The organism is Polaromonas sp. P3_B4 (assembly GCF_056402835.1).
In genome coordinates, this window is the sequence record NZ_JBFUGQ010000001.1 from 924,867 (window position 1) to 946,142 (window position 21,276).

The 21,276-nt window shown below is 62.9% G+C and carries 22 protein-coding genes; 7 read left to right on the plus strand and 15 right to left on the minus strand.

The window, feature by feature from the left end; all coding sequences use genetic code 11:
- From AC1DVV_RS04545 to AC1DVV_RS04555, 3 genes are all read right to left on the minus strand, one after another.
- Positions 1–789 carry a substrate-binding domain-containing protein gene (locus AC1DVV_RS04545; protein WP_477667141.1) on the minus strand — a complete coding sequence of 263 codons (789 nt, stop codon included), beginning with the start codon at positions 787–789 and terminating at the stop codon, positions 1–3.
- Positions 790–832: 43 nt separating this feature from the next.
- On the minus strand, positions 833–1,051 hold the full coding sequence (locus AC1DVV_RS04550) for a hypothetical protein (RefSeq protein WP_457278778.1): 219 nt from the start codon (positions 1,049–1,051) through the stop codon (positions 833–835).
- A gap of 122 nt (positions 1,052–1,173) precedes the next feature.
- On the minus strand, positions 1,174–1,770 hold the full coding sequence (locus AC1DVV_RS04555; protein ID WP_457278777.1) for a 3'-5' exonuclease: 597 nt from the start codon (positions 1,768–1,770) through the stop codon (positions 1,174–1,176).
- A gap of 123 nt (positions 1,771–1,893) precedes the next feature.
- On the opposite strand from AC1DVV_RS04555, the gene AC1DVV_RS04560 reads away from it, so the two are divergent.
- The gene (locus AC1DVV_RS04560) at positions 1,894–2,151 is read left to right on the plus strand and encodes a hypothetical protein (protein ID WP_457278776.1); all 258 of its coding nucleotides are present in this window, start codon (positions 1,894–1,896) and stop codon (positions 2,149–2,151) included.
- Between the two features lie 24 nt (positions 2,152–2,175).
- Here AC1DVV_RS04560 and AC1DVV_RS04565 read toward each other — a convergent pair whose 3' ends face one another.
- Positions 2,176–2,901 carry a site-2 protease family protein gene (locus tag AC1DVV_RS04565; protein WP_457278775.1) on the minus strand — a complete coding sequence of 242 codons (726 nt, stop codon included), beginning with the start codon at positions 2,899–2,901 and terminating at the stop codon, positions 2,176–2,178.
- Between the two features lie 13 nt (positions 2,902–2,914).
- Entirely contained in the window at positions 2,915–3,907 is a 993-nt protein-coding gene (locus tag AC1DVV_RS04570; protein ID WP_477707117.1) for a DUF2167 domain-containing protein, read from the minus strand.
- Between the two features lie 220 nt (positions 3,908–4,127).
- Between AC1DVV_RS04570 and AC1DVV_RS04575 the strand changes: the two genes are divergently transcribed.
- Positions 4,128–4,715, plus strand: a complete 588-nt coding sequence (locus AC1DVV_RS04575; protein WP_477701891.1) for a hemerythrin domain-containing protein — start codon at positions 4,128–4,130, stop codon at positions 4,713–4,715.
- Between the two features lie 135 nt (positions 4,716–4,850).
- Here the strand turns inward: AC1DVV_RS04575 and AC1DVV_RS04580 are convergent, their stop codons facing one another.
- Both AC1DVV_RS04580 and AC1DVV_RS04585 read right to left on the minus strand, forming a co-directional pair.
- Positions 4,851–7,955 carry an FAD-binding and (Fe-S)-binding domain-containing protein gene (locus tag AC1DVV_RS04580; protein ID WP_477707118.1) on the minus strand — a complete coding sequence of 1,035 codons (3,105 nt, stop codon included), beginning with the start codon at positions 7,953–7,955 and terminating at the stop codon, positions 4,851–4,853.
- A 70-nt stretch (positions 7,956–8,025) separates the two neighbouring features.
- Complete coding sequence (locus AC1DVV_RS04585; protein WP_457278771.1) at positions 8,026–8,721, minus strand: GntR family transcriptional regulator; 696 nt, start codon at positions 8,719–8,721, stop codon at positions 8,026–8,028.
- Between the two features lie 115 nt (positions 8,722–8,836).
- Between AC1DVV_RS04585 and AC1DVV_RS04590 the strand changes: the two genes are divergently transcribed.
- The 3 genes from AC1DVV_RS04590 to AC1DVV_RS04600 all read left to right on the plus strand — a co-directional run bounded on the left by AC1DVV_RS04590 (position 8,837) and on the right by AC1DVV_RS04600 (position 12,330).
- Positions 8,837–10,057, plus strand: a complete 1,221-nt coding sequence (locus tag AC1DVV_RS04590; protein ID WP_477667145.1) for a pyridoxal-phosphate-dependent aminotransferase family protein — start codon at positions 8,837–8,839, stop codon at positions 10,055–10,057.
- An 81-nt stretch (positions 10,058–10,138) separates the two neighbouring features.
- Positions 10,139–11,116: a Bug family tripartite tricarboxylate transporter substrate binding protein gene (locus tag AC1DVV_RS04595; RefSeq protein ID WP_457278769.1), complete on the plus strand. Its 978-nt coding sequence runs from the start codon at positions 10,139–10,141 to the stop codon at positions 11,114–11,116.
- An 89-nt stretch (positions 11,117–11,205) separates the two neighbouring features.
- Positions 11,206–12,330: an ABC transporter substrate-binding protein gene (locus AC1DVV_RS04600; protein WP_457278768.1), complete on the plus strand. Its 1,125-nt coding sequence runs from the start codon at positions 11,206–11,208 to the stop codon at positions 12,328–12,330.
- Positions 12,331–12,339: 9 nt separating this feature from the next.
- On the opposite strand, the gene nth is transcribed toward AC1DVV_RS04600, so the two are convergent.
- Both nth and AC1DVV_RS04610 read right to left on the minus strand, forming a co-directional pair.
- A complete protein-coding gene (gene nth / locus AC1DVV_RS04605) occupies positions 12,340–12,984 on the minus strand; it encodes an endonuclease III (RefSeq protein WP_477667147.1) in 645 nt (214 codons plus the stop codon).
- 114 nt (positions 12,985–13,098) lie between these two features.
- Positions 13,099–14,145 (minus strand): BLUF domain-containing protein, encoded by a 1,047-nt coding sequence (locus AC1DVV_RS04610; RefSeq protein ID WP_477688971.1) that lies wholly within the window; start codon positions 14,143–14,145, stop codon positions 13,099–13,101.
- A gap of 242 nt (positions 14,146–14,387) precedes the next feature.
- On the opposite strand from AC1DVV_RS04610, the gene AC1DVV_RS04615 reads away from it, so the two are divergent.
- Positions 14,388–16,052: an alkaline phosphatase family protein gene (locus AC1DVV_RS04615; protein WP_477667149.1), complete on the plus strand. Its 1,665-nt coding sequence runs from the start codon at positions 14,388–14,390 to the stop codon at positions 16,050–16,052.
- 21 nt (positions 16,053–16,073) lie between these two features.
- On the opposite strand, the gene AC1DVV_RS04620 is transcribed toward AC1DVV_RS04615, so the two are convergent.
- Positions 16,074–16,337, minus strand: coding sequence for a hypothetical protein (locus tag AC1DVV_RS04620; RefSeq protein WP_477701894.1), 264 nt, complete (start codon positions 16,335–16,337; stop codon positions 16,074–16,076).
- 238 nt (positions 16,338–16,575) lie between these two features.
- Here AC1DVV_RS04620 and AC1DVV_RS04625 point away from each other — a divergent pair, with 238 nt between their 5' ends.
- Positions 16,576–17,703 carry an ABC transporter substrate-binding protein gene (locus AC1DVV_RS04625; protein ID WP_477701895.1) on the plus strand — a complete coding sequence of 376 codons (1,128 nt, stop codon included), beginning with the start codon at positions 16,576–16,578 and terminating at the stop codon, positions 17,701–17,703.
- Between the two features lie 220 nt (positions 17,704–17,923).
- Here AC1DVV_RS04625 and AC1DVV_RS04630 read toward each other — a convergent pair whose 3' ends face one another.
- From AC1DVV_RS04630 to AC1DVV_RS04650, 5 genes are read right to left on the minus strand one after another with little or no spacing between them, the layout of a single operon-like run.
- On the minus strand, positions 17,924–18,901 hold the full coding sequence (locus AC1DVV_RS04630) for an AraC family transcriptional regulator (RefSeq protein WP_477688973.1): 978 nt from the start codon (positions 18,899–18,901) through the stop codon (positions 17,924–17,926).
- Entirely contained in the window at positions 18,898–20,256 is a 1,359-nt protein-coding gene (locus AC1DVV_RS04635; RefSeq protein ID WP_477701896.1) for a type II toxin-antitoxin system HipA family toxin, read from the minus strand. Before AC1DVV_RS04635 ends, AC1DVV_RS04630 begins: the two co-directional genes overlap by 4 nt.
- 13 nt (positions 20,257–20,269) lie before the next feature.
- Positions 20,270–20,536 (minus strand): helix-turn-helix domain-containing protein, encoded by a 267-nt coding sequence (locus AC1DVV_RS04640; protein ID WP_477701907.1) that lies wholly within the window; start codon positions 20,534–20,536, stop codon positions 20,270–20,272.
- Positions 20,537–20,568: 32 nt separating this feature from the next.
- Positions 20,569–20,745, minus strand: a complete 177-nt coding sequence (locus AC1DVV_RS04645; RefSeq protein WP_477701897.1) for a hypothetical protein — start codon at positions 20,743–20,745, stop codon at positions 20,569–20,571.
- Positions 20,735–21,262, minus strand: coding sequence for an SRPBCC family protein (locus tag AC1DVV_RS04650; RefSeq protein WP_477686903.1), 528 nt, complete (start codon positions 21,260–21,262; stop codon positions 20,735–20,737). Before AC1DVV_RS04650 ends, AC1DVV_RS04645 begins: the two co-directional genes overlap by 11 nt.
- Between the last annotated feature and the right edge of the window lie 14 nt (positions 21,263–21,276).

Here is a 21,276-nt window from a genome sequence, read left to right on the forward strand (position 1 = left end):
TTACCGAGGCGTAATGGGTTCCAGCCCGGTTTTCCGGATGACGGGCGCGGCCGCCGCAGTGGTAAAGAAACGAATCAATGCACGTGCGGCATCCTGCTCGACAGCATCGGTGGCAATGCCCGCTGAAAACACGGTGACGCGCTGTACTTCATCCGGCAGTGGCCCCACGTAGTCGATGCCCGGAACCGGAAGCAGTTCGCTGACCTGCTGGAAGCCCAGTTCGGCATCGCCGCGGGCCACCACGGTGCCCACCCGCTCGCTGAGTATTTTGGTGCTCTTGCCCGCAACCTGCGCGGAAATTCCCAGGCGCTGGAACAGCTCGGTCGAGATATAGACACCGCTCGCGCTGGCCGAGTAGGCAATGGACCGGGCGTCCAACAGCGTGCGCCTGAGCGCGTCGACCGTGCTGATGTCAGGCTTGGGCGCACCTGCGCGTACAACCATGCCGATCAGGGAGCGCACCAGGTCCACCCGGCTGCCGGCTTGCACCTTGCCCTGGCTGATGAGCGCATCCAGCGCCGGCGCCGCCAGGATCACGATGTCGGCCCGCTCCTTGCGCGCCAGCCTGTTCGGAATGGCATCCGGTGCGTCGCCCATGGAAGCGCCATACGCCGTGATGACTTTGTGCCCGGTTGCACGCTCAAAGGCCGGCACCAGCTCGTTGTAGGCGGCGGTAAAGCCGCCCGAGGTCATCACATGAATGTCGGCCGCCCACGCGGCGCCGCCGGGCCACACCAGCACGGGCAGCAGCAGCCAAAAGATCCTGCAGAACTTCAGAAGTTGTTGCATGCCATCTCCTCGTTTTCTTCGATTTGCAGCGTGGATGCGTGGCTCAGCGCACGCACTCAAACCCGTACTGCTCGGGGGTCGGCTTTGTCACCAGCCGGGCGTGCAGGCCGCGCTTCTGGCATTCCATTTCAGCGATGTCGGTGGCTTCGCCCAGTTTCGACGGGCGGGCTTTGACCACAATCAGTTTGTCATTGACGCTGACCAGTTCGGCGGCGCAGCCGGACATCAGGACGCAGGCGAGCAGGGGGAGCAGTGTTTTCATGGTTGTTTCCTTCTAAAGATAAAGACAATTTTCGCCGTCAGGGTTTTTAAGTAAAAAGCGGTTGAAACCCTTTGTGGATAAGCGCAGCCAGCTATCAATTTGGTAGCGTATTGCGGCCGCGCTTACCCCAGCCCCAGCGCTTTGTACACCCGCAGCGCGCCATAGGCATCGTTGGCCGCATAAATGATCTGCGCTTCCGTCAGCCTTTCATTGGCCCAGTTGGAGGTGGCGGCCTTCTTGGACTTGAGGAAGCGCTTGTTGAACATCACGGCCACGGCGCCGCGCACACCCATGTCCTTGCGGTAGCCGCGCTCGCGGAACACCACGTTCAGGTCCAGCACGCCCTGCAGGTCTGTGCCCAGCTTGCGGATGATGCGGCGCTGGTCGTCCCCCAGGCCGAAGCCTGCCTTGATGATGGCAGGCGAGCTCAGCAGCAGCCCGACCACGCGGCGGCATTCGGCGTCTTCGAGCTGGAAGATCCAGGCCTTGTCGAGCGCCGAAAGCTGCACGATGTGCGGCCCTTCAGAGGCCTCGTTTTTGGCAAAGGTCGGTTTCGACTCGGTGTCAAAGCCCAGCACCGTGGCGCCAGCCAGGGCCTGCAGCGCTGCGGCGGCCTGGGCCGGTGTCGCCACCACCTGGATCTGTCCCAGGCTCAACCGGTCGAACGGCTCCAGCAGGGCAATTTCTTCTTTTCCGGGGGTTGGGTGACGCTCTGTCATGGGTATTGGGGCATAAGTGGGCAAAAAACAGGGCCGCGGCAAGGTCTCTGCAAGGCTAGAGCTTACAGTCAGGGTTAACGCATTACACCGGACAGCCCCCGACCGCCCTCACTCACCCACACCATGGCAGCAGCACAAAGCATCACCACCGAGCAATACAAGCTCTTTCCGTCGCCGCGCAACCGGCACCGTACGATTTTTCTGCACCAGGTGTTTGTGCCGCACTCCTTCATGCTGATCGACATGGAAAGCTACGGGCTCAAGGGCAAATACAGCCTGTTCGGCGCCTGCCGCCTCGCCGACATGCGCATGGGGCAATTGGTGACGCTGGAGCTGCCCGAAGACGAGGCGACCTTCAACGCGAAGTTTGTGCCGGACTGACACGAGCCGCGCATTCAGCCCGATTTACCGGATGCCGCTGACGCCGCGCAGCATTTCATGCACGTCATGCGTCATTACCGCCAGAAACGCCGCCAGGGCCAGGTAATAAAAGCCGTATTCAAAGCGCGTGGCCGCACTGGTGGCGTAATAGGTTTTCGCCTCTTCGCTGTCTGATTTGTAGCGTATGGCCTTCAGCAGCTGCGGCCCGGCCAGCAGCGCCATCAGGATCAGCATGGGGCTGGGCCGCCAGAAGAACAGGCCCACCAGCACCGGCACCCCCAGAAACCAGATGCGCGGCGACAGCACCGCGGTGATGCGGCCTCCGTCAAACGGCGACAGCGGAATCAGGTTGAAGAGGTTCAGGAAAAAGCCGGAATAGGCAATCGCCAGCAGCAGATTGCTGTCCTGGTCGCGCGCCAGAAAATAGCAGGCCAGCGCGCCTATCGTGCCCAGCAGCGGGCCGCCCAGGCCTACATACGCTTCGGTTTCGGCGTCATGCGGCATGTCCTTGAGCTCTACCCAGGCGCCCACAAACGGAATGAAGGTGGGCGCGCCCACATTGAGGCCGCGCTGCCGCGCCGCAATGTAGTGGCCCATTTCATGCACAAACAGCAGCGCCACAAAACCCACCGCGTAGCGCCAGCCGAACAACAGCGCGTAGGCAAACACCGAAATCAGCATGCTGCCGCCCGTGAGCAGCAACTTGCCGAACTTGGCGCCGGTGAAAAGCAGCAGCAGGAGTTTCGTCACGCGAAGGTGCTTTTCAGGCGGTGGGCGGTGCGGGAGGTTTTGCCGGGGTGGTTGGCGCGTTTGCCGCACTGCCGAATGCGGCAGGAACCGTCTCCTGCTCGGCGGCCGCGACCGGCATGGGCGCTGCAGCCGGTTTGCGCTTGAAGTATTTCAGGAACACCGCGCCAAACCCCGCCACGGCCAGAAAGATCACCTTGGCAAATTTGGCAAAAAAGAGCGCGGCGACGGCGAAGAAGCCGAGTTTTTTCGCGGCCACGCCCAGCACCAGCGCGGCCAGGCCGTATTCGGCCACCTTGTCGGTTTTGGAATTGAAATCGGCGTAGCGTTTGCCGTCGTTGTATTGCAGGGCCGACAGCAGCTCCGCGGCGACGGGTTTGTCTTTCGGCAAATCATTCAGCGCCGTCACCAGGTTCAGGCTGAAGTAACCTTCACGCCCCAGCGCATAGGTGTTGTAGTTCACCCCTTGCGCGGCATCGGGCGCTGCGCCGCGGTCCTTGCTGGACATGGCCCACACCAGCCGGTGGGTGGCGGCGTTGTAGGCCGGTTTTTCGGCCCAGCCGACAATTTCCATTTCAGGAAAACCCATCTTCTTGCGTTCGCTGTTCGAGGCCTCTGTGCCTTCGCGGTAGCTTTTGAGTAGGTCGTCGGCGTTCCAGTCCTTGGCGTCGTCGTCTTTCACGTAGCCTGCGGACTCAAAGCGCACCGTGACAAACCAGGAGTCGTTGGCCGCCGGAAACACCAGGCCCTGCAGCCGCGAATCCTTGCCGGGGTTGCCCATGGCATTGAGAAGCCTGGCGGCCTGCGGCTGCGGCACAAAAATGCGGCCGGCCGGCAGCTTCAGCACCGCCTGGTCGGCCAGGGCAATATCCTGCGGGCCTTCCTTGGCTGCTGTACGGGCTTCTGCCCAGATTTTTTCGGCTTCGTCTTTCGACATCGGCTGCGCCATCGCAGCACCGCAAGACAGCACAACCGCCAGCGCACAGATGCGCGTCCACAAATGGTTCATCAAGTCCTCCCTGTTGGAATAAATTTCCGGATATTCTGACACGGGCTTTGGGGGAACCGGCGGCTGTTTGATCTGGATCAACAGCGCCCCTGATCGCCTCCCTATAGTCAAACTGGCTGCACGGTGTCCGGTTGGCTCTTCCCGGCTCTTCCCGGCTCTTCCCGGTTGTTGCCGGGTCGGCTGGCCGGCAGGGTGCATCCGTTAACCAGGGGAAAGATCCATGAGCATCCATCACGTCAGCTACCACAGTGGGGAATTGCCCGCGCCTCCCGCCGCTGCGGGCCTGGTTGACCTCACCATGCCGCTGGCCGGCTTCTCGCAATGCCACTTCGGTATCGTGTCCCAGCTGCAGGCTTTCGCCGAGCTGCCGGCCTTGCTGGCCGCGGCGGCGCAAGCGCGCAACGTCGCTTCGCACACGCTCAGCCTCTTCAAGTACGCGGTGGCAGGCCACCATGCCGACGAAGAAAATGAGTTGTTCCCGGCGGTGTTGCGCAGTGCCGCCAAGGGGGAAGAGGCCGACAAAGTCAGCGCGATGATCAAGCGCCTGGTGGCCGAGCACCGCAAGATCGAATCGATCTGGAAAGACCTCGAACCCGCAGTGAAAGCGGCGGCAAAAAACCAGCCGGCAGAGCTGGACCTGCAAGCGGCGGAGGCGCTGGTGCAGGCCTACCTGAAACACGCGCGCTTTGAAGAGGAAGAATTCCTTCCGCTGGCCGAAACCATCCTCGGGCGCAACGGCAACCACATGGCGGCACTGGGCCTGTCGCTTCACCTCAGGCATGCGCCCATGGTGGTGGGGCATGTCTAGGCGCTTGCGTGGCTGAAATGTGTTGCACCGGAATATTCAAGCAAAAACAGGCTGTAGCCCAATAGGGTAAAGCGCAAGCAGCTATTAAAAGTATAGCGTTCCGGGTGCTGAAAACCTGCCGTGCGGCGGCCGCCTTCAGCCCCGCAGCTGCTGCGCCAGCAGTACCGCGACGTGAATCGCCTCGCGCTGCGCGCCGTCCCTGATCTGGTGGCGGCAGCTGGTGCCGTCGGCCACCACAATGGCGTCGGGCTGCTTGCGCACTGCCGGCAGCAGGCTGAGCTCGGCCATCTGCATCGACACCTCGTAGTGGTTGGCCTCGTAGCCAAAGCTTCCTGCCATGCCGCAGCAGCTTGACTCGATCAGCTCAGGTTTTGCGCCGGGAATCAGCTTGAGCACATCCATGATGGGGCTGACCGCGCCAAAAGCTTTCTGGTGGCAGTGGCCGTGCAGCAAGATGGGTTGGGCCGTCGCTTTCAGCCGGCCCTTGAGCTTGTCTAGTTTGCCGTCGGCCGCCTCGCGCGCCAGAAATTCCTCCAGCAGCAGTGCATGGCGGCTGATGGTGTGCGCCGCTTCGCCCAGGCCCATCACCAGCATCTCGTCGCGCAGCGTCAGCAGGCAGGAGGGCTCCAGGCCGACGATGGCGATGCCCTTTTCGGCAAAGGGCAGCAGGGCTTCCACCACCTCGCGCGCCTTGGCTCTGGCCTTGCCTACCATGCCGCTGGCCAGGTAAGTGCGGCCGCAGCACAGGCTCTTGCCGTCGGCCTCGGTTTTCGCCGCCACATGTACCGTGTAGCCGGCGGCCTGCAGCACCTTCAGTGCAGCCAGTGCGTTTTCTGACTCAAAGTAGCCGTTGAAAGTGTCCACAAACAGCACGACCGGCCGTGCGGCGGCCAGCACCTCTTCGCGGCTGGCGGTCGTGATGCTTCCTTTCGACGCCGCGCCGGGTTTGTTCAGGCGCTTCCAGAAGGTCTGGCGCGTCCATTGCGGCAGTGTGCGGCGGGCCGACAGGCCCATCAGTTTTTCGCTCCAGGCCGCCAGCACCGGCACCTTGTCGCGCAGGTTCAGCAGCGGCGCCAGGCGGCTGGCCCAGTGGGCATAGTCGGGCAGGTACGCCACCATCTTGTCTTTGAGCGTGTAGCCGTGCTTGTGCTTGTAGTGGTGCAAAAACTCCACCTTCATTTTGGCCATGTCCACACCGGTGGGGCAGTCGCGCTTGCAACCCTTGCAGCCCACGCACAGGTCCATGGCTTCCTTTACAGCCTCGCTGGTGAAGGCGTCTTCGGCCTTCATCCCGTCGAGCTGCCCGCTCAATGCCAGGCGCAGTGTGTTGGCGCGTCCGCGCGTCAGGTGCTGTTCGTCGCGTGTCACGCGGTAGCTGGGGCACATGGTGCCGGCATCAAACTTGCGGCAGTGCCCGTTGTTGTTGCACATCTCCACGGCCTTGGCAAAGCCGCGGGCCGGGTCGCCGCCGCTGCCGGGTGCGCTGGTTCTTTCGGTGGCCGGGTCGTTCTGCACGTCCCAGGCGCGCCAGTCCAGCGCGGTCTTCAGGGGAATGACACGGTAGCCCGGCGGAAACCGCATCAGCCGCGTGTCGTCCATCTTGGGCGGGTTGATCATGCGTCCGGGGCTCAGCAAGCCCGCCGGGTCCATGTATTGCTTGATGTCGGCGAAGGCCTGGCTGATCTCCGGGCCAAACTGCCACTTGATCCACTCCCCGCGGCACAGGCCGTCGCCGTGTTCGCCGCTGTAGGCACCCTTGAACTTGCGCACCAGCACGGAGGCTTCTTCGGCAATCGCGCGCATCTTGGGCGCGCCTTCACGTCGCATGTCCAGGATGGGCCGCACGTGCAGCGTGCCGACGGAGGCATGGGCATACCACGTGCCCTTGCTGCCGTACTTCCTGAAGATCTCGGTCAAGGCGTCGGTGTAGGCGGCCAGATGCTGCAGCGGCACGGCGCAGTCTTCGATAAAACTCACCGGCTTGCCGTCGCCCTTGAGGCTCATCATGATGTTGAGGCCGGCCTTGCGCACCTCCCACAGGTTTTTTTGCGGTGCGTCCTCGGTCATCTCCACCACCGAGTCGGGCAGCAGCAGGTCGCCCATCAACTCGCCCAGGCGCTTGAGCTTGGGCAACAGCTCGGCCTTGCTGGCACCCGAAAACTCCACCAGCAAAATGGCCGCCGGATCGCCGATCAGCGCGCTGCGGATCGTCGGCGCAAAGGCCGGGTTTTGCAGCGACAGGTCAATCATCGTGCGGTCGACCAGCTCTACCGCAGTGAGCGTGCCTTCGCCGATCTTGACGATGAATTGCGCCGCATCCATGGCGCGGTAAAAGGTCGGGAAATTCACCACACCCAGCACCTTGGCCCGGGGCAGTTCGCTCAGTTGCAGCGTCAGCGACCGGGTCAGCGCCAGCGTGCCTTCGCTGCCTATGAGCAGATGCGCCAGGTTGACCGAGCCGTCGCTGGTGTAGGGCCGCTCGCTCTGCGGGTCGAAGATGTCCAGGTTGTAGCCGCCCACGCGCCGCATGACTTTGGGCCAGCGCCGCTTGATGAGGGGGTGCAGCTCCTCGGCCAGCGCACGCACGTGGCTGCCCAGCTCGCGTGCCTTGCCGCTGCTGCCGGCGTAAGCGCCCAGCTGCAGCAGGCTGCCGTCGGATGTCCAGGCTTTGGCACCCAGCACGTTGTGCACCATGTTGCCGTAGGCAATGCTGCGGCTGCCGCAGGAGTTATTGCCCGCCATGCCGCCCAGCGTGGCCTGGGCGCTGGTCGAAACATCCACCGGGTACCACAGGCCGTGTTTTTTCAGGGCGGCATTCAGGTGGTCCAGCACAATGCCGGGCTCTACCTCGGCGGTACGCTCTTGCGGGTTCACCGCCAGGATGTTGCGCACATGCTTGGCGTAGTCGATGACAAGGCCGGTGCCCACGGTTTGCCCGCACTGGCTGGTGCCGCCGCCGCGCGGCACGATGGGCACCTGCATGTCGCGGCAGATGTCCAGCGCGGCCTTCACGTCGTCTGCCGTGCGCGGCACAAACACGCCCACAGGCATGACCTGGTAGATGGAGGCGTCGGTGGCGTAACGGCCCCGGTCGGCCGGCGAAAACAGCACTTCGCCCTGTGTTTCGGCGGCCAGCCGTGCCGCAAGCCTGCCGGCAACTTCATTGCTGATGCGGGCCACGTTGTCGTAGGCGTGGGCCGCGGCCTGCCGGGATATCTTGAGTGGAAGGGGGGCGTTCATCGCGGGCGATCCGGGTTTTGTGTGGGTGTTGAGGCCCGGCCCTGAAGCCAGGCAAAGGTCACGTTGCAGGTCACGCCCTGGAAGGCGTGCTGGCGGGCGCCGCCGCGGCGCGCAGTTGCTGGACCACGACTTCGCGCTTGCTGGCCAGGTGGCCCAGCAGCACCTTGCGCATGGCGGCGGTGTCGCGCGCAGCCAGTGCGTCAATCATCAGCTCGTGTTCATTCACGGCTGACTTCCATTTTTCTTCGTCCTGGTTGGAGCGAAAGCGCAGCGCCTGCAGGCGCGCGTTGACCTGCCGGTAGGTGGTGGTGAGCACCGGGTTCTTCGCGGCCGCGTTGATGGCGCTGTGAATGGCGGAGTTGAGCCGGTAGTAGTTGGGCAGGTCGCGGCGCGTGTAGGCGGCCATCATTTCAAAGTGCATGGCCTTGATTTCGGCCAGCTCATCGTCGGTGATGCGCTGGGCGGCCAGTTCGCCCGATTGCGCCTCCAGCCCGGCCATGACCTCAAAGGTATTCAGCACGTCGGCTTCGGTGAGTTCCACCGCTATCGCACCGCGGTTGGGCAAGAGTTCGACCAGGCCCTCTGCGGCCAGCATCTTGATGGCCTCGCGCAGCGGTGTGCGCGAGACGTTCAAAACTTCGCTGAGTTCGCGCTCATTGAGCTTGGCGCCCGGGTGGATGCGGTTTTCAACCAGCATCTGGCGCAGGCGGTGCGCCACCTGTTCGTGAAGGGCAGCGCGGGGGATGGGAATGATTTCGGCGGCCATAAGCAAATTTTGTATGCAAAAAACAGGGGTGTCAAATCAATTTGTAACCCTTTGCTCTATTGACAAATGAATTTTGTATGCAAAAAATAGCGTCCTACTTCTGGAGTTTTTCGCCATGTTGACGCTTGACTTTCACCCCACCGGACGTCATTTTCTGCAAATTCCCGGCCCTTCGCCGGTGCCTGACCGCGTCCTGCGGGCCATGAGCCTGCCCACCATCGACCACCGCGGCCCTGAATTCGCGGCGCTGGGCCTCAAAGTGCTGGTCGACATCAAGAAGATCTTCCAGACCCAACAACCCGTCATCATTTACCCGGCCTCCGGTACCGGCGCCTGGGAAGCCGCGCTTTCCAACACGCTGAATGCGGGTGACCATGTGCTGATGTACGAAACCGGCCATTTCGCCGCGCTGTGGCAAAAGCTGGCTGCGCGCCTGGGCCTCAAAACCGAAGTCATCGGCTACCCCGGCGCCGACGTCTGGCGCCATGGTGTCCAGGCCCATCTGATTGAAGAGCGCCTGAAGGCCGACACCCAGCACAGCATCAAGGCTGTCTGCGTGGTGCACAACGAAACTTCCACCGGCGTGACCAGCAACATTGCCGCCGTGCGCAAGGCGATTGACGCCGCCAGACATCCGGCCCTGCTGCTGGTTGACACCATTTCGGGCCTGGCTTCGGCCGACTACCGCCACGACGAGTGGGGCGTTGACGTCAGCATCAGCGGCTCGCAGAAAGGCCTGATGCTGCCGCCCGGCATCAGCTTCAACGCCGTGTCGGCCAAGGCCATCGAAGCCAGCAAAAAGGCCACGCTGCCCAAAGCCTTCTGGGCCTGGGATGAAATCATCGAGATGAACAAGACCGGCTACTGGCCGTCCACCCCCAACACCAACCTGCTGTACGCCCTCAGCGAAGCCTGCGACATGCTGCTTGAGCACGGCCTGGAAACCGTGTTTGCGCGCCACCAGCGCTGGGCTGTCGGCGTGCGTGCGGCGGTCAAGGCCTGGGGCCTGCAGATCCAGTGCGCCGATGCGGCCGTGTATTCGCCGGTGCTGACCGGCGTGATGACACCTGAAGGCATCGACGCCGACGCAGTGCGCAAGATCATTTACGAACGCTTTGACTGCTCACTGGGCACCGGCCTGGGCAAGGTCAAAGGCAAGATGTTCCGCATCGGCCACCTGGGCGACTGCAACGACCTCACGCTGATGGCGGCGCTGAGCGGCTGTGAAATGGGTCTGAAACTTGCGGGCGTCAAACTCGCGGGATCGGGTGTGCAAGCCGCCATGGACCACTTTTCCAGCCATGCGGCTGTGGTGCCGCAGCGCAAGGCAGCCTGATCACTCGCTGCGCACGACCGCAGGGTGTTACGTCAAACGGTCATCAAAATTCCATAAATTACCGAATCAAAAAGGGAAACCATGCAACGCAGAACCTTTATCAGCGCGACGGCGGCCACAGCCGCCATGGTGGCGTCACCCATGCTCAGGGCGCAAACGCTGCCCAGTGGGCCGGTGCGCATTGTGGTGGGTTTCCCGCCCGGCGGCGGCACCGACGCGCTGGCGCGCGTGGTGGGCCAGAAGCTGTCCACCATGTGGAACACCTCGGTCATCATTGAAAACAAGAGTGGCGCGGCCGGCGTGATTGCCGCCGACTACGTGGCCAAGCAGGCCGGTGACGGCAACACCTTGCTGATGGCCCACATCAACAGCCACGCGCTGGCGCCGGCACTGGGCATCAAGCTCGGCTACGACGCAGACCGCGACTTCGTGCCCATCAGCATGGTCGGTGTCACGCCCAACATGCTCATCTGCAATGCCGACCAGCCCGCCAAAACCGTGAAGGACCTGGTGGCCTTGTGCAAGGCCAAACCCGGCCAGATCAGCTTTGCTTCTGCGGGCGGTGGTTCGGCCCAGCACTTTGCACTGGAAATGTTCAAGCTTCAGGCAAAGATTTTTGCGCTGCACATTCCTTATCGCGGCTCCGGCCCGGCGCTGGTCGATCTGATCGGCGGGCAGGTCAACTACTGCTTTGAAACCATGACCTCGGCCACGCCGCATGTCAAAAGCGGCAAGGCCATCGCGCTGGCGCAAACGCGCCTCAAGCGCGCCAAAGGCCATCCCAATGTGCCCACCATGGCCGAGTCCGGTTTCCCCGGTTTCGAAGCCACCGTGTGGTACGGCCTCATGGGCCCTTCAAAGATGCCGCCGGCCATGGTCCAACGCATGAACGAAGACGTCAACAAGGTACTGGCCATGTCTGACGTGCAGGAAAAGATGGACCAGTATGGCGCCGAAGACGGCGGCGGCAGCACCGAAAAATTTGCGGCCTTCATCAAGATGGAGCAAAAGAAGTGGGCGCAGGTGGCCCAGCAGGCCAAGGTCAGGGTCGACGCCTGACATACACCGCGCACCGGAAGCACAAGCCGGCCTTGGGCCGGCTTTTTTATTGACACCAATTTTTTCACAAGAGGGTAGGGATTCGTTTCATGAAAGTTGTTAATTTTTCAAAGGGCGGCCGTTTTCTGGCCGCTTTTTTTCTGGGTCTGGCCGCCTCGGCCGCTTCGGCCGACATCGTGCTCGGCCACTCGGGTGACCTCTCTGGCAATAGCGCCGCACTGACGACCGACTATGTGCGCGGCATGAACGCGTACTTTGATGACATCAACAAAAAAGGCGGCGTTCGCGGCGAGAAGATCAAACTCGTCAGCCTGGACGACGGCTTTAATCCCGACAAGACGGCCGAGAACACCAAGGCCCTGATCGAAACCCAGAACGCCGTGGCGCTGGTGGGCTATCGCGGCACGGCCAACATGCTGAAGATCGTGCCCCTGGTGCAGGCGGCCGGCATTGCAGAGATCGGCAACACCAGCGGCGCAAAGTCGCTGCGTGAACCGTATGTGTCCAACCTGTTCCACGTGCGCGCCAGCACCACCGACGAGATCGAAGCGGCGGTCAACCACGCGTGGACCATCGGCATCAAGAAAATCGGCGTGATGTACCAGGACGACGCTTTTGGCAAGGAAGGCCTGGAAGCCCTGAACGCCGCCATGCAAAAGCGCGGCGCAACGGCTGCTGCCGTGGCCCCGGTGCCGCGCGGCACGGTGGACGTTGCCAAAGCCGCCGAGGTGATTGCCGCGGCGCAGCCGCAGGCCGTGATTTTGATCGGGCAGGCCAAGCCCAATGCGGCGTTCATCCAGGCTTTTCGCGCCAAGGGCGTGACCGCCCAGTTCATGGTGCTCAGCGTGTCGTCCGGGCTGCATGCCGAGCTCAAGGATGCGGCAGCTGGCGTGATTGCCTCGCAGGTCGTACCTTACCCGTTTACCGAGCTGGGCAACGCCGTCGTGCGTGAATACCAGACCGTCATCTCGTCCAACGGCGACAAGAAATTCAGCTACAACAGCATGGAAGGTTTCCTGAACGCCAAGCTGGTGGTGCGCGCGCTGCAAAAAACGCCGGCGCCGGTCACGCGCGCCAAACTCATCAGCACGCTCGAAACATTCACCAATGAAGACCTGGGCGGCTTTGCATTGACTTACAGCAAGCAAAGCAATCTGGGTTCGCGCTTCGTTAACTTGACGATGATTCGCGCAGACGGCACCTTCGCCCGTTAGGCGCTTTCTTTACGCCGCCGGCGGCGGCGTCTTCGGTTCAAAGTCGCACCACGGTGCCACCGCGCATTGCCAGCACTGGGGCTTGCGCGCAATGCACACATAGCGTCCGTGCAGTATCAGCCAGTGGTGCGCATCCACCATGTATTCGGCAGGCACGCGCTTGAGCAGGCCCAGCTCGACTTCCAGCGGGTTTTTGCCGGGCGCCAGGCCCGTGCGGTTGCTCACGCGAAAGATGTGCGTGTCCACCGCCATCGTTGCCTCGCCAAATGCCGAGTTCAGCACCACGTTGGCCGTCTTGCGGCCTACGCCGGGCAGGGCCTGCAGTGCTTCGCGGCTGCGCGGTACTTTGCCGCCATGCTGCTCTACCAGAATCTGGCACGCTGCCAGCAGGTTTTTGGCCTTGGTCCGGTACAGCCCGATGGTGCGGATGTAAGACTCCAGGCGTTCCAGTCCCAGGTCAATGATGGCCTGCGGCGTGTTGGCCACCGGAAAGAGCTTGCGCGTCGCCTTGTTCACGCCCACGTCGGTGGCCTGCGCGCTCAACAGCACGGCGGCCAGCAGCTCAAACACGCTGGTGTATTCCAGCTCGGTCACAGGCATCGGGTTGGCCGCTTTCAGCGTGGCAAAGAATGGGGCGATGTCTTCTTTTTTCATGCCTCGCAGTGTATCGGCGCGCGCAGGCCGGCGCGCGCAAACACCTGTCCGTGCAGCAAGATGCCGATAAACAAAAACGGGGAAATGGGGAAATGGGGAAATGGGGCAGGGCGCTCAAGCCGCCATGCGCGGCACGTCCCACACCGAGCTGGACGGCGCACCGGCCCGGTCCAGCTGGTCGCGCATCGTCTGCCATATGGCGTTGCAGTTGTCGGGCGTGGCAACGCCCCCGACGACATACTCCAGCTGCGCAGCCTTTGCCATCTCCTGCATGCGCTGGTGGGTCGCGGTGTCGCGGGCAACCCCCACCAGCACCGGCTTCGCAGGCAGGCCGTCGCAGGCGGCGATCATGCGGTCCATCAGCGCATCGTCAAACTTGGCCGCGCCGCAAAAGAGCATCACAAAATGCGGCCACTCCGGAAGGAAAGCCCGGCGAAGCCCGTGCGTCAGGCCGTTGCGCGCCACGGCAATCAGCCGGCATGGGTAACCGCCTTCCATGAAGTCGACATACTCGCTGCTGCCGTCAAAGTCTGTCTCGCCGGCAAAGCGCCGTTTGGCGACCACCCCGCCGGTCTTTTGGGCCAGCCAGCCCACCATGTCGAAAGCCTCGGTGCCGCTGGCCGAGCAGATGCCCATGCGGTGAAAGGCTTCGGGGTCTGCGAGTGCCTGCGCCTGGGCAAGTTGCATGGGTGCCGACAGGCGGCGAAGCACCGAGGAGGGCGAATACTGTTTGCCCTTTTCAAGTTGCTCCCGCAGGGCCATGACCCGGCGGCCGAAATAAACCGCCGACTCGGTGGCCTGCGACATCGCCATGGACCACGGTGTCGGCAAAAGCCGCCGCCCTTTGCTGGTGTGCAATGTATGGGGTGAATGGTGGCGCGGGTCGTGTTGCACAACATGCTGCAGCAAGTCCCGCACTGCCGCCGAAGGCCCTTCGACCCAATGCACAAACCAGCCGCTTTGGTAATGCAGCACTACGTGCAGACCGAGGGGCGTGTTGTGGCGCAGCGACTCCGTGCGGATGTTTTCCATCTGCGCGAAGATGCCTTCCCGCATGTTGCACATGCTCGCCGTCACCACGCGCTCAACCTCCGTCTCTCCTGGAGCGGCGACATATGGCGCTACGTTGGGCGCCGTGTCCGGCGCTGCGTTGTTGGTCATGAATGCATCCTGCCTTACAACCGAAACGCACGTCAATCCTTTGGCATTGAAACCAAATGTGAACGAGACAGAAGTAGTAGTCCGGAGAGCCATGGTCCTACACAGGGGACCCAAATGGGTACGTGGTGACGCAGTTACCATGCAAGCCTTCCCGGCAACAGGCCGTGACAGCCAGGCCTGCTACGGGTGACTACTGTTGCCCGCAAACCATGAACTCACCTAGCATCACCCGCATGATCCCCATGAAACTTCACACACCTTTGCGTATTCTGGTTGCCGCGTTCACGGCAGTATTGCTGGCCAGTTGTGCCGCAGCGCCCGGCGCTACCGCGCCATCGCAAGCCGCTGCACCGCGGCCCAAACTCGTTGTCTTCCTGGTGGTGGACGGGCTGCCGCAGCGCCAGGTGCTGGACTATCGCGACCAGCTCGCGCCCGATGGCCTGGCACGCTTCCTTGACCGCGGCGCCTGGTTCGCCAACGCGCATTACGGCCATGCTTTCACCGTCACCGCGGCCGGCCACGCCACCATGCTCACAGGCGCTTACCCGCATCGCACCGGCATCATCGGCAACGACTGGCGCGACCCCATCACCGCAGAGCCGGTGTATTGCACGGGCGACACCACGGCCACTTACATCGGCCACCAGACCAATGCGCTCGACGGCACCAGCCCGAAGAACCTCAAGGTGGAAACGGTGGGCGACGTGCTGCGGCGGGTAGACAGCCGCTCAAAAGTGATCGGCATCTCCGGCAAAGACCGCGGCGCCATCCTGCCCGCCGGCAAAACCGGCACGGCCTATATGTACATGGGTGCCACAGGGCAGTTTGCGTCCAGCACGCACTACATGGCCGCGCATCCGGGCTGGGTCAATGCCTTTAACGGCCAGAAGCTGGCCGACCGTTACTTCAAGACCGAATGGAAAGCCCTGCTGCCCGAGGCCGCCTATGCGCGCTCTGTGCCCGACCAGCAAAAATGGTTTGGCCCCGCCGGCGGCGGTTTGCCAGCCATGTACGGCGCGCCCGACGACACGGCGCCCGGACCGCGGTTTTACAGCTCGCTGCTGCGTGGTCCTTTTGTCGATGCCATGTCGCTGGAGTTTGCCCGCGCGGCCATTGCCGGCGAGCAGCTGGGGCAGGACGACATTCCCGACATCCTGTCGGTCAGCCTGTCGGGCCACGACTACGTGAACCACGCCTACAGCGCCGAGTCACGGCTGTCGCACGACCACCTGCTGCAACTCGACCGCATGCTGCAGGCCTTCTTCCAGGACCTGGACGCCCGCGTCGGCAAAGACAACTACCTCGTCATGCTGACGGCCGACCACGGCTTCATGCCGTCACCTGACTACCTCGCCAGCCAGGGCCGTGAGGCCGGTCGCGTCAACAGCAGTCAGGTGCTGTGGCGCGTCAACACCGGCCTGGAAAAACGGTTTGGCGAAGGCAAATGGACGGCGGGATTCTCCGGCTCCAGCTTGCTGTTCGACAAAAAACTCATCGCGCAAAAGCAGGCAGACCCGAATGCCCTGGCAGAAGAAGCCCGCACGCTGCTGCTGGCAGAGCCCGGCTTTGCTGCGGCCTATACCCGTCGCGAACTGGCAAGCGCAAGCCGTGCCGGTGCGCCATTTTTTGATCAGATCCGAAAATCCTGGCACGCCGATGTATCGGGCGACGTGCAGTATTCACTCAAGCCCGGCTGGATGTTCGGCAACACGGTCGCCACCCACGGCTCACCGCATCCGTATGACACGCAAGTGCCCATCCTGATGTACGGCCCCGCCTGGATAAAGCCCGGCCGCATCGATGCGCGGGTGGAAGTGGTGGACATCGCGCCCACGCTGTCGCGCCTGCTGCGCATTGCGCCGCCTTCCGCGGCCGAGGGCAAGTTGCTGCCGCTACAGGGGTTGTAAGCGCCCAAACGCGGGCAGGGCTCAACGGCTCTTTTTCGCCGTGCGCCTGCGGGCCGGTGCCAAGCCGTCGCCCGACTGGCGTATGGCGGCGATCAGCTGGCCGGTGAAGTCCAGCACCAGCGGCGCCAGCGTTTGCCCCTGCAGAGACAGCACTTGCAGCACACGCTGGTTGAGCTGCGGCTCCGCAAAAGGCACGGCAACCAGCAAGCCCTGGCGTATCAGGTGCGTGGCTGTGAAATGGGCCTGAAACTTGCGGGCGTCAAGCTCGCAGGATCGGGTGTGCAAGCCACGCCTCGTGAACCCAGGGCGGCAGTCCCATGCAGCCCCACCCGAAGAGGGGGTGAGTACTTGCGGCTTATGGTGGATACCCTGTGTTGCGAACGGTCAACGCTGCAGTGCCGCCCCGTCGCGCATGGTGGGTATCCATCTCGCGAAGCGTGCGAACTTGGGGGATTTTTCCCCTCGGGCGACCTATCATCGAAAGATCCCGCTGGCTCAGCCAGATTTTTTTGATGGATGAGTCATGTTTACCATTTCCACTTCACGTAGCGTTCTTCGCGCCCTGAGTCTGTCTCTCGTATTTTTTGCGAGTGCCAGCCACGCGCAGAAAGCCTGGGTCATCGGCCAATCCGCCCCCCTGAGTGGCAGCAACGCCAGTTTCGGACGCGACATCCAGGACGGTGCCCAGGCCTACTTCAAGTCGGTCAACGCCAAAGGCGGAGTGGCCGGCCTGCCGATCCAGCTGGTGACACTCGACGATAAAAACGACCGCAAGCTGGCCGGCGCCAACACCACGAAACTGCTGGCCGAAAATGACGCGGTGGCCCTGTTTGGTTATGCGTCGGCCACGCTGAGCCTGGACGCCATGCCCCAGGCGGAAAAAGCCGGTGTGCTGTTTTTTGCACCGTTTTCCGGTGCCAACCCGGTGCGCAAGCCGAGCCCGGTGGTGTACACGCTGCGCGCATCCTACGGCGACGAGCTTGAAAAAATGTTGTCCTTCTGGACGGGCCTGGGCCTCAAGCAGGTGGTGGTGGTGCATTACGACGACGAGGTCGGCAAGCAGAATCTGGCCGTGGTGGTGGCCTACCTGGCCAAACAGGGCAAGAAACCCGAAGCTTTCTCCCTGCAGCGCAATGCCAAGGTAAGTGAGGCCCAGGTCGCGCAGCTGCTCGCGCTCAAGCCCGACGTCCTCATCAACACCGTGCTGTCCGGCGCCGCGGCTGACATCAGCAAGCAGGTGGTGGCACAGGGCAAATTCATCCCGATGTCCAGCCTGTCTTTTGTGGGCGCGCAGCAATACATCGATGCGGCTGGCGAAGCCGGCGCCGGAGTGTCCATCTCTCAGGTCGTGCCCAATGCCGCATCCCCGTTGCCGGTGGTCAAGGAATGCGCCAAGGCGCTGCAGGACGCCGGCGTCAAGCAGGCCATGAACAGCGCCCATCTGGAAGCTTGCATTGGCGCAAAGGTGCTGACCGAAGCGATGCGCCGCAGCAAAAAGCCAGGCGATGCCAAAGCCCTGCTGGCCGCGATGAGTGCCATGGGCAGTTATGACACCGGCGGCTTCGTCGTGTCTTATTCACCAGTCCAGAACCACGGCAGCAAGTATGTGGAATTGGGCATGGTGACTCGCGACGGCAAGCTGCGCAATTGAGGCGCGCCGTTGCTGCGGCCTCTGCAGTCTCGAAAGTACTGCAAGAAAATGGCCTTCAGCCCTTGCTGCTTAAGCGCCAGCAGCTACTGATTTAATAGCGACGGGGCCAAACGCAAGCGCGGCTGCCTGTGGCCTACGCAGGCACCGGCGTCTTCGGCGTGAAGTCGCAATACGGCGCCACCGCTCCAGGCCGGGCTTTTTTTAAAACCAGGCGCCGGCGCTACAGCGCCCGCACGGGCACGCAGAGCCAGCAACTGAAGGTGCCGGTCTTCGGGTCCATCACGAAGTCTTCTTCATACAGCTCCAGGGCCGGCTTGTTCTCCGGCTGGTAGCCGCTTTGCGGCAGCCACTCGGCGAACATGTGCGTCCAGGCTTCGTGCACTTCGTTGCCCGGCTTGCCGGTAAAACGGCCGCAGGCATAGCGCCCGCCGCCAAAGTTTTGCACGCCTGTCTCGCCTTGCGGTTTGAAAGCCTCGTTCACCTCAATGCAGGCGTCGTAGCGGCATTTTTCGGCCGGCGTGATCTCGGGGTTGTCCTGGCTGATGCCGTACATCCTGGGGCGCGGGTTCATGTGGCCGTGCTGGCCGCACCAGGCGACAAAGCGTTGCCACAGCTGCGCCACGCCGTCGCCGTAAGGGCCGGTGTTGCGCATGTAAGCCAGGCGCATGGCAGGAATGGTCTTCAGTTCAATGTGCATGCTCAAACCTCTTTCAGATAAAACCGGCCCCACGGGCCAGAGGGTTCTATCTTTAAACAATGCCATGAGGGAGTCTTGATTCATCTTGTGATTGCCTTGATGAATCTTGCTAAGTTCACGCTGCTGGCGCGCTGCCCAGTCGCGCCAGCCGCCGCGCCGCCAGGCCGTGGGCGTTGTGCCGAAATGGGCGCGAAAGGCCCGGCTGAAAACCTCGGCCGACGCAAAGCCCGTGTCGAGCGCGATTTGTAGCGCGGTCTGCGGTGAAAAAATGAGTTGCTGGGCTGCCGACTCCAGCCGCAGGCGGCGCACGCAGTCAGCCAGGGTTTCACCCGTGACCGCCTGAAACACGCGGTGAAAGTGCCAGGGCGAAAAGTGAGCCACATCGGCCAGCGCTTGCAAGTCCAGCGTGCCGGCCAGGTTGGCGCTGACGTGGTCTACCACCCGGTTGATGCGGGCGATATAAGTGCGGCGGGCCGCGGGGTCAAGGCCGGGCTCCGTCATGGAAGTTCAGCCACGAATTTTTCAGCCTGCGCCAACATGCCGCGGCGTATGGCCGTGAACACCGCCTTGGGGAAATCTGCCGGCAGCTGCGCGGCCACGCGCTCCAGCGCGTACGGCACCTGCAGCACCAGCGCCACCATCTGGTCGAAGGCGCCCGGCACACCGCTTTGCCGCGCCAGCGCTTCCCAGTGGCGGGTGCGGATTTCGTGCAAATGGTAGTGCGCGTTTTTGCTGCGCAAGGCCATGGCCAGTTTGGCGCGGCGTGGGCTGATCTGGTTGGGCCCGTTGCCGATGATGGGCCAGGCCGACAGCACGTCGTACAGCGGCGTCATGCGAAAGCTGCCGCCGCGCTCCAGAAAGATCGAAAAATTCTTGGCATGGCCGTCAGTGGCGGCCATGATCCAGAAGGTGAGCAGGGCCTTGACGAACACCAGCTTGTCAGCCGCGGCCTGGCTGCTGCTGTCAAGCTGGCGCAAGATGGTCCGTATGCCCGGTCCTCCGTCCGATTCATACTTCATGGGGCCCGCCACGCCCAGTGCCTGGCAAAAGTCTTCTTGCGGCAGCCGCGCCAGCCAGGGCGGGCGGCCGGGCGGGGTTTCAGGGGCGCGATCAAACCGTTCCACCACCAGCACCTTGCGTTGCCCGAAAGTCGCGATGTCGCACGCCGCTACCGGCAGGCCCAGCAAACCCAGAATCTGCGCACACAGCCATTCGTTTTCGACGGAAGTGTGCATGTCGGCCCGCACGTTGCCCACCAGACCCAGCGGCAGCTTGATGATGTGTGTTGTGGGTGTTGCGCCCAGTGGCCGGCACCATTGCCCCTCGTGCCAGAGCAGGGCGGTTTTTTCCTGCGCGCCGGCAATCGAGATGCGGAAGTCGTCTTCCTGCTGTTGGCCCAGCACCCGTCCGGCCGTGACTGCGTTATGGATGGCTTGTTCCACGCCTGCTTCGTCCAGCGGCCGAGCCTCAATGCGGTCAAACCCCTTGGGCTCCAGCCCTGGGGGCAGCAGCTGCACCGCGCCCACACAGTCGCGTCCCACGGCAGCCAGCAAATCGAATGCGGCTGTGCCGCCAGTGGCAAATTTGTCGCGCAGCCGCCGGCGTATGGCGTCGCTGTCTGGCAGCAGGTTGTCAAAGAAGTTGTGTACCACCTCACCGCGATGCGGCAGGTTTCCGGGCATGAAAGGCAGTGAAAGCGACAACTGGCGCGAAGAGGTGGAAACCAGCCACTTCTCGTCGTACTGGAAGCGATGCTCACTGTCGACGATGGACCAGTTGCCAATCTGTTCTCCATTGGCCCACACTGTCAGCATGTTGGCACCCGGGCTGGTACGGGGGCGGCGAAAGGTCACCATGGTGTTCGCCCGCCTACCACTTCGGCGCGTAAGGGGCGGGCTCGTCCTCTGCCACGCGATGCCGGGAAGCCTCTTCAATCACAAGGCTGCAGCCCATGGCCGAAACCATGCGGGCAATCTGGTCGTAAGCCGTGACTTCAGGCGCGGCCTCTATGCGAGCGATGCGCTTCTGGCTGACGCCCAGCATTTCACCCAGCTGGGTTTGGGTTAGTTTGCGTGCCTGGCGCAGGGTTCGCAACATGGTGCGCAGTTGCTGGGGCGTGTCTACCGGGTAAGTCACATTGCTCAAAATACACCTCAAAAGTAGTTAAGTCATAATACTCCTGAAAAATAGTTAAAGCAAATAACTCCTTTAAAGTAGTTAACTCGGCCCGGCACCAACAGCTCCGCGCCGCCGGGCGCAAAGGCATCCAGCTGCGCGTTCAGCATCGCGCTGAAGGGCTGTTGGCCCAGCACCTGACGGCCCCAGGCCAGCAAGTCAGCGGGCATGCTGGCTGCGCGAAAACGGTGGGGTCAAGCGCCTGCCGCCCGACACCAGCCAGCGCAGCAGGCGTACGTAGGCCGGCCATGGCACCTGCCGTGGCTCGTTGCCCAGCGAGAGCTGCGCCTGCGACAGCACGTCTTCCACGCAAACATCGTGCAGGGGGCCAATCACCAGCGGCCACAAGAGCAGGCCAGTGCCGCGTGTGTTCATCTCAATGCGGTGCTCCAGCACGCAATGCGCAGGCGTGGCGTCCAGCACCTCAAAGCCGTGCCAGCCGTCAAACCCCGCCGGTGCTGTCAGGCGAAACCGCACAGACTGCCCCGGTGTGTAGGCTTCCACCACATAGCGGATAGGCCCATGCCCACCGATGGCTCCCACGGCCAGCGGCCTGTCGAACTTCAGGCGCGGCCAGACCTTGCCGGGCCACAAGGCATCGGCCGGCGAGCCCAGCGAATCAATCAGCGCGCCCACCTGCTCCGGGCTGGCGTGCAGCAGACGTTGATGAACATTGACGACTTTCATGCAGCTACTCCTTG